At 43.0% G+C, this 13,321-nt stretch carries 15 protein-coding genes and 2 pseudogenes; 10 read left to right on the forward strand and 7 right to left on the reverse strand.

Annotated features, from left to right (window positions below; all coding sequences use genetic code 11):
* Positions 1–39: 39 nt before the first annotated feature.
* Positions 40–1,023: an IS5 family transposase gene (locus tag Bealeia2_RS00575; protein WP_331255236.1), complete on the reverse strand. Its 984-nt coding sequence runs from the start codon at positions 1,021–1,023 to the stop codon at positions 40–42.
* Between the two features lie 73 nt (positions 1,024–1,096).
* Here Bealeia2_RS00575 and Bealeia2_RS00580 point away from each other — a divergent pair.
* Both Bealeia2_RS00580 and Bealeia2_RS00585 read left to right on the forward strand, forming a co-directional pair.
* Positions 1,097–1,405: pseudogene (locus tag Bealeia2_RS00580) on the forward strand (integrase core domain-containing protein); the annotation flags it as partial.
* A gap of 138 nt (positions 1,406–1,543) precedes the next feature.
* Positions 1,544–3,622 carry a sodium-translocating pyrophosphatase gene (locus tag Bealeia2_RS00585; RefSeq protein ID WP_331255238.1) on the forward strand — a complete coding sequence of 693 codons (2,079 nt, stop codon included), beginning with the start codon at positions 1,544–1,546 and terminating at the stop codon, positions 3,620–3,622.
* A gap of 146 nt (positions 3,623–3,768) precedes the next feature.
* Here Bealeia2_RS00585 and Bealeia2_RS00590 read toward each other — a convergent pair whose 3' ends face one another.
* The 3 genes from Bealeia2_RS00590 to Bealeia2_RS00600 all read right to left on the reverse strand — a co-directional run bounded on the left by Bealeia2_RS00590 (position 3,769) and on the right by Bealeia2_RS00600 (position 6,485).
* Positions 3,769–4,557, reverse strand: a complete 789-nt coding sequence (locus Bealeia2_RS00590) for a type II secretion system protein (protein ID WP_331255239.1) — start codon at positions 4,555–4,557, stop codon at positions 3,769–3,771.
* A gap of 7 nt (positions 4,558–4,564) precedes the next feature.
* Positions 4,565–5,263 carry a prepilin-type N-terminal cleavage/methylation domain-containing protein gene (locus tag Bealeia2_RS00595; RefSeq protein WP_331255240.1) on the reverse strand — a complete coding sequence of 233 codons (699 nt, stop codon included), beginning with the start codon at positions 5,261–5,263 and terminating at the stop codon, positions 4,565–4,567.
* Between the two features lie 88 nt (positions 5,264–5,351).
* A complete protein-coding gene (locus Bealeia2_RS00600) occupies positions 5,352–6,485 on the reverse strand; it encodes an ISAs1 family transposase (protein ID WP_331255183.1) in 1,134 nt (377 codons plus the stop codon).
* 150 nt (positions 6,486–6,635) lie between these two features.
* Here Bealeia2_RS00600 and Bealeia2_RS00605 point away from each other — a divergent pair, with 150 nt between their 5' ends.
* The 5 genes and pseudogenes from Bealeia2_RS00605 to Bealeia2_RS00620 all read left to right on the forward strand — a co-directional run.
* Positions 6,636–7,043 (forward strand): hypothetical protein, encoded by a 408-nt coding sequence (locus Bealeia2_RS00605; protein ID WP_331255241.1) that lies wholly within the window; start codon positions 6,636–6,638, stop codon positions 7,041–7,043.
* A 45-nt stretch (positions 7,044–7,088) separates the two neighbouring features.
* The gene (locus Bealeia2_RS00610) at positions 7,089–7,511 is read left to right on the forward strand and encodes an IS1/IS1595 family N-terminal zinc-binding domain-containing protein (protein ID WP_331255242.1); all 423 of its coding nucleotides are present in this window, start codon (positions 7,089–7,091) and stop codon (positions 7,509–7,511) included.
* Positions 7,448–7,795, forward strand: a complete 348-nt coding sequence (locus tag Bealeia2_RS10470) for an IS1 family transposase (protein WP_414437814.1) — start codon at positions 7,448–7,450, stop codon at positions 7,793–7,795. The genes Bealeia2_RS00610 and Bealeia2_RS10470 overlap by 64 nt, the downstream gene beginning before the upstream one ends.
* Positions 7,796–7,834: 39 nt before the next feature.
* Positions 7,835–8,413, forward strand: a complete 579-nt coding sequence (locus Bealeia2_RS00615) for a hypothetical protein (RefSeq protein ID WP_331255243.1) — start codon at positions 7,835–7,837, stop codon at positions 8,411–8,413.
* 42 nt (positions 8,414–8,455) lie between these two features.
* Positions 8,456–8,620, forward strand: a pseudogene (locus Bealeia2_RS00620) (IS6 family transposase); the annotation flags it as partial.
* A 75-nt stretch (positions 8,621–8,695) separates the two neighbouring features.
* Here Bealeia2_RS00620 and accD read toward each other — a convergent pair.
* The gene (gene accD, locus Bealeia2_RS00625) at positions 8,696–9,550 is read right to left on the reverse strand and encodes an acetyl-CoA carboxylase, carboxyltransferase subunit beta (RefSeq protein WP_331255244.1); all 855 of its coding nucleotides are present in this window, start codon (positions 9,548–9,550) and stop codon (positions 8,696–8,698) included.
* An 80-nt stretch (positions 9,551–9,630) separates the two neighbouring features.
* Entirely contained in the window at positions 9,631–9,912 is a 282-nt protein-coding gene (locus tag Bealeia2_RS00630; RefSeq protein WP_331255245.1) for an integration host factor subunit beta, read from the reverse strand.
* A gap of 256 nt (positions 9,913–10,168) precedes the next feature.
* On the opposite strand from Bealeia2_RS00630, the gene Bealeia2_RS00635 reads away from it, so the two are divergent.
* The gene (locus Bealeia2_RS00635; protein ID WP_331255246.1) at positions 10,169–11,491 is read left to right on the forward strand and encodes a sodium:proton antiporter; all 1,323 of its coding nucleotides are present in this window, start codon (positions 10,169–10,171) and stop codon (positions 11,489–11,491) included.
* 41 nt (positions 11,492–11,532) lie between these two features.
* Here Bealeia2_RS00635 and Bealeia2_RS00640 read toward each other — a convergent pair whose 3' ends face one another.
* Positions 11,533–12,540, reverse strand: a complete 1,008-nt coding sequence (locus tag Bealeia2_RS00640; protein WP_331255247.1) for an IS30 family transposase — start codon at positions 12,538–12,540, stop codon at positions 11,533–11,535.
* A gap of 136 nt (positions 12,541–12,676) precedes the next feature.
* On the opposite strand from Bealeia2_RS00640, the gene Bealeia2_RS00645 reads away from it, so the two are divergent.
* Together Bealeia2_RS00645 and Bealeia2_RS00650 are read left to right on the forward strand one after the other, a co-directional pair.
* Positions 12,677–13,054 (forward strand): transposase, encoded by a 378-nt coding sequence (locus tag Bealeia2_RS00645; RefSeq protein ID WP_331255248.1) that lies wholly within the window; start codon positions 12,677–12,679, stop codon positions 13,052–13,054.
* Positions 13,055–13,108: 54 nt separating this feature from the next.
* Positions 13,109–13,321: an IS630 transposase-related protein gene (locus tag Bealeia2_RS00650; protein ID WP_331255249.1), complete on the forward strand. Its 213-nt coding sequence runs from the start codon at positions 13,109–13,111 to the stop codon at positions 13,319–13,321.

A 13,321-nucleotide genomic window follows, 5' to 3' on the forward strand; every position in this document is an offset into this window, starting at 1 on the left:
GTTCTTTTTTTGCTCAAATACTCACTTAACTCGCCTGATTTATCCATAAGCAACCTTATTTGTGGCCTTTAAGAGGTTAAAGGCTATGGCTTTTAGGGCCATTTGTCCTTGAACTTTGGGTGTTGTAAAATAGGATGCTCTCGTGAATTTGAATTTTCGTTTTAAGGTTCCAAATCCTTGTTCCACCCTATATCGAATCTTCGAAATCATCCGGTTAAATACTTTTTGCCAATGGGTTAAGGGCTTATTTCTTTTCGCTTTCTCCATCAACCCGTTCTTAATCCCCTTAGACCTCAGCAAGTCTTTGTTTCCTTGGGAAGCATACCCTTTGTCTCCATAAAGCCTCTTATCTCGACGCTTCTTCACAACCTCTTCCAACTCTCTCACTTCAGAGACATGCGCAGGCGTCACGTGAACCTGATCAATATATCCGTCCTCCTGGTCAATGACCATAAAGCCTTTGTACCCAAAATAGCTCCGTTTCCCCTTCTTAAGCCATGTGGCATCTGGATCTTTGGAAAGGGTTACCTGCTCTTCAACAGCATATTCCTTGTCTTCTTCACGATCAACAGCCATCCCCTCCATTTCTTTCCGAGGACGTGCCGCTGATTCGATAAGCGTCGCATCTATAATCGCTCCTTGGGATTCTTTCACTTTTAATCCCTTTTGTTCTAGTTGATAATTGATCATTGCAAGGAGGTATTCCCAAAGGTTTTGACTGATCAACAAGTTGCGAAATCGACAGAGCGTCGTATGATCAGGCACCTTTTCCAACCCCGTGATGACCATAAAGTCCAACCGAACCCTCAAGGCTTCTTCCAACCCCTCATCGCTTAAGCTATGCCAAGCCTGCAAAATCAACGCCTTCAGTAAATTGACTGGTACGTACCCATTGGGGCCATAGCCAGATCTTCCTAGTTTCCCCATATTTTGCTTTACACTCTCCCAGTCGATAAGGCTAAAAGCTTGGATAAGTTGACTGTTCTTTAAACGCTCTCTGGCTTCACGATTTAAAAAGGACATTTTCGATCACTCCTGCTTTTCGGACTTTCCTCAGTATATCCTTTCTCTCCTCATCCCTCAATTATGCAATGGTCTTTCCATTCAAGTTGATGGAGGATCTGAATTTATGGCGGAATTTGAGGAAGCCTGTGAAGAACTTGGAATTTCGCTGATTGTTCTGTCCCCCAAAAAGCCCACTTACAACGGCGGCGTTGAGCGGGGAAATCGAATATTCCGGGAGGAATTTTACAACCAAAACAACCTCCTGGCTGATTCCATAGCTTCTATGCGCTTTGAGCTCTCTCAAGCTGTCTCAAAGTATAATTCTTATCGGCCTCATCGGGCCGCGAAAGGCCTCACTCCTATGCACTATATTCACTCTCATATTCTCGAGGCCTCTTGAGTCTCATTTGATATGAACTCCTACACGTTTTTCTTCCACCTTGCGGAAGTTTCTCTTTTCTGGCATCTTGCCCGGGCTAAATAAAAAATGCCTCTCCTTGGGGAGGTCTCTTATTTTATAAAAACAAAGGATTAATCAATGTCACAGATCTATATGTACATCCTGATGTGCGCGGGCTTGGCGCTTTTGTATGCGCTTTATGCTGGCCGCAAGGTTTTCTCGGCACCTGCTGGAACAGAACGCATGCAAGAAATTGCAGCAGCCATTCAAGAAGGTGCGAATGCTTATTTAAATCGTCAATACACCACAATCGCCATGGTTGGTGTGGTTGTCGCCGCTTTCTTAGGCTGGGTTTTGGGTCTTCACTCTGCTATTGGATTTGCCTCAGGGGCGATCCTCTCAGGACTTGCCGGATACATTGGTATGAACGTGTCTGTCCGTGCGAACGTGAGGACAACGGAAGCCGCACGAAGTGGTTTGACACAAGCTTTGGATATTGCCTTTAAAGCCGGTGCCATCACAGGTCTTCTTGTGGTGGGCTTAGGACTGATGGGGCTAACGCTTTACTATATGTATTTGCGTGATCTGGGGATCAGTATCCGTGAAATTATGGTGGCATTAATCTCTTTGAGCTTTGGTGCCTCGTTGATTTCAATCTTCGCCCGTCTAGGGGGGGGTATTTTCACCAAAGGCGCGGACGTCGGTGCGGACCTTGTGGGTAAGATTGAAGCGGGAATTCCTGAAGATGATCCTCGCAACCCTGCCGTAATTGCCGATAACGTTGGTGACAACGTCGGTGATTGTGCGGGTATGGCAGCTGACCTTTTCGAGACTTATGTGGTGACAATTGTGGCGACCATGCAATTGGCCGCACTTTTCTTCACACATGCACAACAAGAAGTTATGATGGCTTATCCGTTGGCTATCGGTGGTGTTTGCATTATCGGATCTGTGATTGGAACGCTTTTCGTAAAATTGGGATCCACGAACAACATTATGGGAGCTCTTTACAAAGGTCTTTTTGCAGCAACAGTGATTTCTGCAGGTTTGATCATAGTGCTCACCCATGAGATGATTGGAATTCATTCCGTCATGACCGCTAATGGCGTGACCTTCACAGGAATGAACATTCTCTGGAGTGCTTTGACAGGGCTTATCGTGACTGGTCTTTTGGTCTGGATTACGGAGTACTATACTTCCACATCTTTCCGTCCTGTGAAAAGTGTAGCCGCAGCCTCTGAGACGGGTCATGCGACCAACATCATTCAAGGTTTGGCCGTCTCCATGGAATCAACAGCCCTTCCTGTGCTCGTTCTTTCCGGGGGTATTATTGTGGCCTTCATCAATGCCGGACTTTTCGGAATTGGTATTGCAGTGACGACTATGTTGGCTTTGGCCGGTGTGATTGTGGCACTTGATGCGTATGGCCCCGTAACTGACAACGCTGGCGGTATTGCTGAGATGTCAAATTTGCCCAAGGAAGTTCGTGTAGTTACAGACGCCCTTGACGCTGTTGGAAACACCACAAAAGCGGTGACAAAAGGCTATGCCATTGGATCTGCGGCTTTGGCAGCATTGGTTCTTTTTGCGGCTTACACGGAAGATCTTCAAAATTTCTTCCCGCAACTGCAACTTCGCTTTGAACTTCAAAATCCTTACGTCGTTGTGGGACTTTTTGTGGGAGGTCTTTTGCCGTACCTCTTTGGAGCTATGGGCATGATGGCCGTGGGTCGTGCAGGCGGTCAAGTTGTAGTCGAAGTGCGTCGTCAATTCCGCGAAATTAAAGGCATCATGGAAGGTACTGCCAAACCAGAATACGGTCGCGCTGTTGACCTTTTGACGAAAGTTGCCATTAAGGAAATGATTCTGCCTTCAATGCTTCCCGTTTTGGCGCCCGTGGTTCTCTATTTTGTGATCAACGCCATTGCGGGTCAATCTGAAGCCTTCATTTGCTTAGGCGCAATGCTTTTGGGAACCATCGTAACTGGCCTTTTCGTAGCTATTTCCATGACCTCCGGTGGAGGCGCTTGGGATAACGCCAAGAAATACATCGAAGATGGTCATCATGGTGGTAAAGGTTCAGAAGCTCACAAAGCGGCTGTAACAGGCGACACTGTTGGTGATCCTTACAAAGACACTGCAGGTCCTGCTGTAAACCCGATGATTAAAATCATCAACATCGTAGCGCTTCTTATTTTGGCGATGCTCGCCCACTAAGAAGTTGTGATCAATAAAAAAGCCCATGGGGGGGTATTTCCCATGGGCTTTTTTTATGGTTTGAGAACGGACAAGATTCATCTTGAACCGCAAATTGTGAAGCTTTATATGTTTGTTTTTAATCTGAATTTTTTACTTTGAAAAAATCAAAGCTTATCTTCTGTTGTCTCGGGAATGTCTTGGGGAGTTGGTGTCTTTTTCTTCTCCTCTACCTTTGTTTTTGAGTTTGAAGCACAGGGTAATCTGACATAATGAGCCATAAATTGGTTCCGACTTTCCCATCTTAAAATATCGTCAAATTCTTCGTCTGCCGATTTGACAAACTCTGAAAATGTTAAGTCCCCATTAGCGTTTTCAAGCTTTGCCCCTTGAAGAGTTTTTATGTTGATTCTGGACAATGATCCTTGGCCCTGAAATGCCCCATTCCCCGAAGGGCCATGGCTCACAAGAACGATCCCTATAAAATCATGCGCTTTGGCAGAAATAACGTCATTCCCAAGGGCTTCTTGTAAACGAAGGGCACCTTTCTTTTCAGCACACACAGTGTGGTCTTCTTGGTATTCGGTAAGGAATTTTTCTTCAGGAACGTAAGTCATATAATGGCCAAATCCATCCTTTGTCCATTTTTCTGAAATTCCCAAGGTTCGAAAAGGGATGAGACCTTGATAAAGTTTTTCTTTAAGACAATTTTCTTCTGCCAATCCAAATTGATCTAATTTTGCCTTGGGATTGGCCGGGCATGGTAAGTTTTTATGCTGGAGGTAATAACTAGCAAGTGCGTTCAAAATGTATTCTTGATTTTCCCGCGTTTTTAAAACGCTTGTTCTTTGATTCTGAAGTGTCAAAAGAGGTAACGTCATTCCAGAGACAAGACCCACAATAATGAGCACAATGGCCATCTCAAGGAGTGAAAAGCCATTACTAAGGTGCGTCATTTTTTCTCTAAATTTGGAAATACATAACACAAACGGGACCCTCGTTTTCGAGATTAAAAGAGCCATCGGGTTTGACACAATCGCCCGAAGATGCGTCTGATCCATCCATCACGCGAACTCTACCAGAATTCGCTTTTCCATCATCCATTTTTTGATCAAGAGTGAACGCTTGTGTGGGCGTTAAAAGGCCGCCATCCCCATGTTTTCCATTTTTATTTCCAAGGATAATCCAATGACCTTTCAGATTTTTTGGATTAGATTCAATAGTAAATCCACCGCCTACCGAAGAGGAAGGGGAGCCTTTTCCAAATTCGGCCGTCCTCTCTTTTGTATCAATCTTTTCATAAAAATGGGATTCTGCAAGATGCGACCATGCGGCAAAAGCTTCACTGCTTGTATCCAAACCATCACCACCAATTATGCCGTCTCCATTTCCATCTTTAAGATCAGATTGGATCAAAAGTGAGGCCTTTTTAAAATCCCCAGGAAGGGCTTCGAATTTATCCAAAAAGGAGCTCATGGCAACTTGAATTTCATGAACTTCAGAAATAACACGTTTCAAACGTGCATTTTCAATGAGGTCTCGGCCTTTTAAAACTCCGGCCACAATAATGCCAATAATTACGAGAACAACCGCAAGCTCCACAAGACTAAACCCATCCCGTAGCTTGAGACACTTTTCAGAAAGCGTTTCTTTTTTTGTCATAAATCCCTGTGTTTTTTTATTTTTAGTATACATAAACTGCGAATCATAGGAAATAGTCAAGTAGAACCACCTCAGAGCCAGGGCCACCTCATGAAAATTTTTGAGTGAGGATATTGGAAAGGATGTTGTCGTCCCAACCGGCCATTTTTCTAAGCCTTTTAATAGACTGACGCTTCATTTTATCTTTGGTAAGCTGTAAAAGATTTAAAGCCATATGTCGAATAATAGCCATAACTTGAGGGGCGTTTTCTTTCCTGATGCGAGATTGATCTTCTCCAAAAGACATGTCTAAAACCCAATGAAGATTATTTTCTATCTCCCAATGACTTCGAATAGCCCCCAGGACCTTCTGAGGAGTTTCTTGGAGAGAAGAGATATAATATCGTGTTTCGTAAGTGGTTTTATCTTTGGTTTCTCGTTTAGAATCAATACGAATGATACTATGAATTGAGCTCCAATGAGGATGCCGCTCTCGCAGCCAGGCCACATCATGTGTGACCCAACATTGCCTTGTCTCAAGGCGGCCATGACCTTTATCGTAATCCTTAAAAGAGCTGATATTGTTAATTGTTTTCAATTCGCTATCACTCAAGCAGGTTGTTACATCTTCGCAAAGAGTTCCCTGATTTCCTTTTAAAGAAAAAATATAGTTTCCCTCTTTCTGAATGATTTGATCGGCAATGTCATATTGACATCCCATTGCATCAATGGTGACTGTTGTTCCTCTCAGGTCTAACCATTCCAAAAGCTTAGGAATCGCTGTGATTTCATTGCTTTTTTCTGAGACTTTTTCCTGCGCTAACACCAATCTGGCTTCTGACGCATAAGCGCTAACCATATGTAACATATCAGTTCCCTCATCAAAGCTATGCCGTGATGATTTTCCATCGATAGCAATAACTTTCTTTTGCATTTGAGATTTAAGACTTTCGACCCAACTTCGAAACAGCTCTTGAAATTCCTTGGGATCTATTGCTCTAAAAAATCGACGATAGGTATCATCGCTGGGAATTCCGTTCTTGTAAGGTAAGAATTGACGAAGGTAGTCAATCTTTGCCTTTCCAAAGTCTTCAACATCCTGCCATCCTTCTGCTCCAGATATTACAGCGCACAGAGTGACAAGGCGTATTTCTGACATTGTGTAGTCTCGATTACGCTCAGACCTTGGATCTTCTATATCTTTAAAATGATCTAAAAAACTAATTTCAACTTCTATTCCCATTTCTACCTCCTGTTTTTTTGAGGTAGGCTCTCATTTTTTCTATCTCTTAGCTATTTTTTTTTCATGAGGTGGCCCTGGCCTGGGGGCTTGAATTTTTTTTATAATGTTATACAATATATAAATTGTTTTTTATATGTTTGGAGTGTAACGATGTTAAAAAAGAAATTACCCTTAGTTTTTATTTTTTTTGGGATATTGTGTTCCCCTGCGGTTCAGGCTATGTGTGATAGGGTTTCCAACAATAATAATGCTGTTCCCAAGTCAACGGGGATTGTGGCACTGCGGAAGAAGCAAGCAGAAGCCTGGAGTGTCGCTAAGAATTCTAACAACAATGCTGAACCCAAGCCAACAGGAACGGTTGCGCTGCTGAGAAAAAAATTAGAGAGCAGGTCGGATTCGACAGAAAAAGCACCTGACTCTACTTCTCCGCATAATTTTGTGAATATTCCTAACGAATTGATTTTGGAGATCGCTTTCAAGCTTGCAGAGAGTTCAAATGCGACGAAGAATATTCTCAACCTGGTCAGAACAGTAAAAAAATTTGAGACACTTAACTAAAGATAGATAACGTGATAAGATGGCTTATTTAAAGGGGGATAGGCCATGGAATGCAAGAAATGTAATTCAGTTCAGTATGTTAAGAATGGAATGGTCAGAGGGATCCAACGCTACCGCTGTAAAAGCTGCGGCTGCAACTTCACAAATACACCTAAGCGCGGAAAGCCAGAGGCCATGAAAGCCTTGGCAATCCTTTTATATACATTGGGAAATGCAAGCTTTGGAATGATCGGAAAGGTTCTTAAAGTCAGTAATGTCGCTGTTTTGAAGTGGATTCGAAAAGAGGCAAAATCATTGGAAAGGCCTGCCGTTCCATCTGACCTTAAGCTCGTTCAAATCGACGAGATGTGGCATTACGTGAATGGAAAAAAAACAAAATTTGGATCTGGAAAGCCTTTGACCCTGTGTCAGGGCGAGTTATCTCCTGGACTTTGGGTCGCCGTGATGATCGAACAGCCAAAAGCTTAATCGACGAAATCGGCACGAGGGATCTCACTTTCATCACGGACGATTGGGAGGGATTTCATCGTCTAATTCCTGAACATCAACTTTTTACTGGCAAGGATTTAACCTACCCAATCGAGCAGGATAACAGCAACACACGTCATTATCTCGCGCGCTTTCGAAGGCGCTCCAAGGTCACGTCTCGAAGCCATGAAATGGTAGATCTTTCCTTACTTCTTCTTTACCATCTCTCCAATCCTGAAGTCTTCAAAAAATATCTGGACTCTTTCTTATCTATCTTTAGTTAAGAGTCTCAAAAATTTAAACAACTTCTTTATGATAATGGGATGCTTTGGAAGAAAGTAATGGGTCCTGGGTTGGCTGATGTGGCCAGCGCATTGAATCAACCTTTAAGAACGTTTTGGATTGCAAATTGCAAGGATCCCATTTGGTGTGTCATTGAAGACAAGTTGGGAGAGAGCGACAGCAAAATTGAAGTGGATTTTACCTATGGTTGTCGGTCACCACTCAACTTTGATTTCATAGTTAGCGCTTTGGGCCAGTTTGATACCATCAAGAGTCAAAATGGAACCTTTCATTTGCTCACCAAGAAGGACTTTCAAGCGGCCACAGAAAAAAATCTGAAAAACCAAAACCACCGTAATGAAGCCATCTTTATTCATAAAATTAAAATCTCTAAAGTGATCCTGCCTTGGGGAGACGTTGAGTCCAAGAACATTCAAAAGTTTTATGGAAAAAAGGAGGAGGGAAAAGAAAAGTTTAAAGGCATTGAGGGCGACTACAAGTGCTATCAGAATAACAAAATTGTTCTCGAGAAAGCGGTAAGTTCTATTTCTAATGAGACTTTGTCTCTAGGTGGGACTGTTGTTGATCTAAACCAAATAACTTATCAAGATTATCTCTGAAATAGATCTGAAGAAATTGCAAAGAGCCGCTCCTTTGATGTTTTTATCAAGCAACGAACGTGTCCCGCTCTCGGATTCAAAAACTTCCATTCCGCCAAAATGACTATTTCTGTCCTTGAAAATATTCGCATGATTCAAAAAGGACAAATCAGAGGACAAACACGTTCACACTCTGCTTTTCACAATTTCGTCGACCTTATGGCGTAACCCTTCTAGAGGGGCTCGTTTTCTGCGTTCTCTGCGTATTCACCCAAGAGATGTGACAGAATCGAAAATCTCTCTTTATTTTTTGCTCATCAAGAAATTTAAAATTCTCCCCACAGTGTCTTTCATTTCCCGCCTGTCGATCACCATATCCACCATGCCATGATCCAGTTGGAATTGAGCACTTTGGAATCCTTCGGGAAGGGTACTGCGGATAGTTTCTTGTATGACGCGTGCCCCTGTAAATCCAATAACAGCACCAGGTTCAGCAATAGCAATATCACCGAGCATTGCAAAGGATGCAGAAACGCCCCCTGTTGTGGGGTTGGTTAAAATTGTCATATAGGGAAGACCTGAATCTTTGACCATCTCAACGGCAATCACGGAGCGGGGCATTTGCATAAGGGATAAAATTCCTTCCTGCATCCGTGCGCCACCAGAGGAGGGAATTGTAATATAAGCCGCTTTGGTTTGAACGGCACGTTCGGCAGCAAGAACCAAACCTTCGCCCACAGCCATCCCCATGGACCCCCCAATAAACCTAAAATCAAAGGCGGCAACTACAGCTTTTTGTCCCCCGATCGTTCCTTCGGCCACGATGATGGCATCTTTTTCGCCTGTGTCTGTGCGTGCGGTCTTAAGGCGATCTGGATATTTTTTAGAATCTTTAAATTTTAAAGGATCAAGCCACACATCGGGGAGAGGAATGCGTGTGTAATAGGCCTTATCAAAAAGAGCTTCCAATCTTTCTTTGACCGGAAATTTCATGTGGAAATTACAGTGTTTGCAAACGTATTGCTCGCTCACAAGGTCGCGATGAAAAATCATCTGCTCGCACGACGTGCATTTATCCCAGAGATTATCAGGAATCTCTTTTGTGCCGCGCATCAGCGCATTTAATTTTGGACGTACAAAATTCGTGAGCCAGTTCACAATAACCCCCTTGGGAAGGACTTGAAAAAGTCTCGGAGTTCTAGCAGAGATTAAGGCACTGTGGCAAGAAGAGGATTAACCTACTTCTGATTGAGGCGATCCTTAAGGCCTTTTCCTGCTTTAAAGAAAGGCACACTCTTGGCGGGGACTGTGACAGTTTCGCCTGTTCTTGGATTGCGTCCCATACGACCTTCGCGTTTTCTTACTGAAAAAGCCCCAAATCCTCGCAATTCGACACGACCACCTTTGGCCAAGGTTGTGGAGATCTCATCAAAAATGATATCGACAGCTTGTTCAACATCACGTTTTGTAAGAGAAGAAAATTTTTCAGATAATTTTTCAACTAAGTCAGATCGTGTCATGATAATTCCTCTGCATCATATTATTTACATAGACTATACTCAAATTTTACCCTCCTCACAAGGGCCATTCAATTTTTTATCACAGATACGATAATTGACCGAGTGAATGAGTACTTAAGCCCAGCTTAACCTCATTGTGCTGAAATGATTTTTCCTTTATTTTGAGGGAAATCATAAAACATGAAAAGCAACAGTGCTCTATTTCGCATTCCTTATCTTCACCCTCTTCATAACCTCACCCCTTCAGGCGAGTGGATTGGAGGGTGCGCATTTGGGAGTTCTATGGGCGTTACCTTTTGGGGGGCTTTTGCTGTCCTTAGCCTTGATGCCACTTCTTTTGAATCACATTTGGCATCATCATTATGGAAAAATTGCCTTTGGGTGGTCTTTGGGGGTGATTGTGCCCCTCTTGATTTTGTTAGGATGGGGAGAGACTTTAACGCTCATTCTTGAAGTGATCTTCCATGAATATCTGCCTTTTATTATTTTGGTGGGAGCCCTTTACATCATCAGTGGTGGGATTTTGGTAGATATTCGGGGGCAGGTTTCCGCATCTGCCAATACATTTTTGCTCGGGATTGGAACGATTTTGGCGGGATGGATTGGTACCACAGGCGCCTCCATGCTCATGATTCGACCTCTTTTAAAACTCAACAAAGATCGCCAAAACAAAACGCATCTTATGATTTTTCTCATTTTCCTTGTGGCCAACATTGGTGGATCGTTAACGCCATTGGGCGATCCCCCGCTTTTTTTAGGATTTCTTCAAGGTGTGGATTTTTTCTGGACATTGAAATTTTTGGCGCCCGAAACCTTTTTTATTTCAGCCGCTCTTTTAATCCTATTTTATATTTATGATCAAAAATTGCTATACCAAGAAGGTGTTTTAAAAACATCAGGAAAACTCAGTTTTCAAATTGAGGGATGGTCTAATTTTATGGCGCTTTTGGGGGTAATTTTTTTTGTGCTTTTAAGTGGTATTTGGGACCCACAAATCACCCTGAAATTTTCAGGTGTTGAGTTAGAGTTTCAAAATATTTCGCGCGATTTAGGACTCTTGATTTTAGGGCTTTTGTCTTATTTCCGAACCCCTCATAAAATTCATCATCACAATGAATTCTCCTGGGGGCCTTTACAGGAAATCGCCAAATTATTTTGGGGAATTTTTATTACCGTCATGCCTGTGATTGCCATTTTAAAAGCGGGGCAAGAGGGTGCGTTCTCTCCCCTTATTCAGATGACAGAAAATGGAGGGGCCCCAAGTTCCACCGTTTATTTCTGGCTCACGGGCTGGCTTTCTGCATTTTTAGATAACGCGCCTACGTATCTTGTATTTTTGAATATGGCCGGCGGCGATGTTTCATTTCTCATGACAGAAGGTCACCTCATCTTGGAAGCACTATCCTTAGGCGCCGTTTTTATGGGAGCTATGAGCTATATTGGAAATGCTCCTAATTTTATGGTCAAATCCATTGCCGAAGAAAACGGAATCCCCATGCCCACCTTTTTTGGCTATATGAAGTGGTCATGTGGAATTTTGTTACCCTTATTTTTGATTTTGACGTTTTTTCATTTCTGAAGCGAAAATCATTCACCTTTGCCATTACCCGTAGTGTGGATTCAAGGATGAGGTGCAATGCCCTTATTGAATAAGAAGACAATAGCGCGATTCAGGTGGCTTGCCAATGACTCAAGTGGAGATTTTCCATTCAACACCTTCCTTGGCATGAGGTTATGTCCCAGCACAATTTGCTCCAGTTCCTCCTCAGGCATATTCAACAGATCGGTTTTGCGTGGGAGATCACGCCTAAATCTTCCATTCATATTTTCAATGCCTCCTTTCTGCCACGAAGAATAGACATCGCAAAAGTAGGTTGGAACTCCAAGCTGCTGTGTGATTTCCTTGTGTTTCGCAAATTCCATCCCATTGTCAAAAGTGACGGATTTTAAAAGGTTGTCAGGAAGACTTTTAAAGAAGCACAAGAGAGCAGCTATTGTCTCAGAGGCTGTTTTGCTTGCGAGCTTAATCGCAACAGTATAGCGTGTCACTCGTTCATGAACCACCAGCATGTGCTGTGAGTTTCCTCGAAAAGACATCAGGTCCGCTTCCCAGTGACCCACTTCTTTTCGAGCCTCCACGACCTCAGGCCTGTCATGAATAGAGGTGCGATCAGGTATACGCCCTCTATGGACTCTTTTCCGTCGCCCTCTACGCGCATGGCAGCAAGGAAGAAACTTATAAAGCTTCTCCTTCTTCTTAGCAGGCTGGTAGAGCCACTGATAAATGCTTTCATGACTGATATAGGAAATCTCTTCCAATTCGCCATAAGTCTTCAAGCGCAGCGCAATAAGCTCTGGAGTAAAGCCCTCATGGAACCGTTCCAGGATATAAGCTTTTAAGCTTGCATCTCTGTCAATGCGCTGTGGCTTCTTACGACGGGACAAATAGCGTCTCCTAGCCGTATCAGGTCTGTATGCATCTTTGTTAGAGTTTCTGCGGATCTCACGCGAGATAGTGGACTTATTTCGTCCAAGACGGCGGGCCATTTCCCCAATGGATATCCCATTATCATGATAATGGGATATCAGAGTTCTTTCTACTTGGCTCAAATGCTTATATTTTTTCATCACAACGTCTCCTTTTGATCAATGCTAATTAGCATACAAGACGTTGCACCTCATCCTTGAATCAAATTAATTTTATGCTGAAAATTTGATAGTATAATTGCAAGAAATGAGGATCAACGGATCGAAAGCTTGCAATATGAAACCGTCAAAAACAGATACATCTCAAACTGAACTTTTTAGAGAACGCCTGTCCAATCAGTTAAACCCGCAAGAGCCATTGTTTATTCTCGCGGGGCAAATCAACTGGTCATTATTTGAAGAATCCTTTGGCGCAGAATTTACAGATGGTCCTGGCCAACCTCCCAAGCCCATTCGATTAATGTTAGGGCTCATGATGTTGCAACACATGAATGCTTTGTCGGATGAAGAGGTTGTGAAGCAGTGGGTTCAGAGCCCTTACTGGCAATACTTTTGTGGCTTTGATTATTTTCAGTGGAAGATACCTGCCGATGGGAGCTCCATGACAAGGTGGAGAAAACGCATTGGGAAAGAAGGTTTAGAAAAGATTTTATAGTCCTTCCCCTATAAATAGATAGATTTTTAGGAAAAGTTTAGGTGTAAGGAGGGTATGGCAAAAGCATATTCGGAAGACCTGCGGAAAAAGGTCATCTCCTACATTACGAGCGGCGGCCGTAAGCGGGAGGCTGCAAAGGTTTTTAACGTTGGAGAAGCCACGATCTATCGATGGATATGTCTTCATAAACAAGGGGATATTAAACCGAAAAAACGCACTTCTTATTACACCGGCAATAAAACAGGAGACATGAGGAGATTAATGTGA

The organism is Candidatus Bealeia paramacronuclearis, from assembly GCF_035607555.1.
In the GTDB taxonomy this organism is placed as follows: domain Bacteria; phylum Pseudomonadota; class Alphaproteobacteria; order UBA9655; family UBA9655; genus Bealeia; species Bealeia paramacronuclearis.

Coding starts and splice junctions, on each gene's coding strand:
- Bealeia2_RS00575 (WP_331255236.1), bottom strand. CDS start 1,023: ATGTCCTTTTTAAATCGTGAAGCCAGAGAGCGTTTAAAGAACAGTCAA.
- Bealeia2_RS00585 (WP_331255238.1), top strand. CDS start 1,544: ATGTCACAGATCTATATGTACATCCTGATGTGCGCGGGCTTGGCGCTT.
- Bealeia2_RS00590 (WP_331255239.1), bottom strand. CDS start 4,557: ATGACGCACCTTAGTAATGGCTTTTCACTCCTTGAGATGGCCATTGTG.
- Bealeia2_RS00595 (WP_331255240.1), bottom strand. CDS start 5,263: ATGACAAAAAAAGAAACGCTTTCTGAAAAGTGTCTCAAGCTACGGGAT.
- Bealeia2_RS00600 (WP_331255183.1), bottom strand. CDS start 6,485: ATGGGAATAGAAGTTGAAATTAGTTTTTTAGATCATTTTAAAGATATA.
- Bealeia2_RS00605 (WP_331255241.1), top strand. CDS start 6,636: ATGTTAAAAAAGAAATTACCCTTAGTTTTTATTTTTTTTGGGATATTG.
- Bealeia2_RS00610 (WP_331255242.1), top strand. CDS start 7,089: ATGGAATGCAAGAAATGTAATTCAGTTCAGTATGTTAAGAATGGAATG.
- Bealeia2_RS00615 (WP_331255243.1), top strand. CDS start 7,835: ATGCTTTGGAAGAAAGTAATGGGTCCTGGGTTGGCTGATGTGGCCAGC.
- Bealeia2_RS00630 (WP_331255245.1), bottom strand. CDS start 9,912: ATGACACGATCTGACTTAGTTGAAAAATTATCTGAAAAATTTTCTTCT.
- Bealeia2_RS00640 (WP_331255247.1), bottom strand. CDS start 12,540: ATGAAAAAATATAAGCATTTGAGCCAAGTAGAAAGAACTCTGATATCC.
- Bealeia2_RS00645 (WP_331255248.1), top strand. CDS start 12,677: ATGAAACCGTCAAAAACAGATACATCTCAAACTGAACTTTTTAGAGAA.
- Bealeia2_RS00650 (WP_331255249.1), top strand. CDS start 13,109: ATGGCAAAAGCATATTCGGAAGACCTGCGGAAAAAGGTCATCTCCTAC.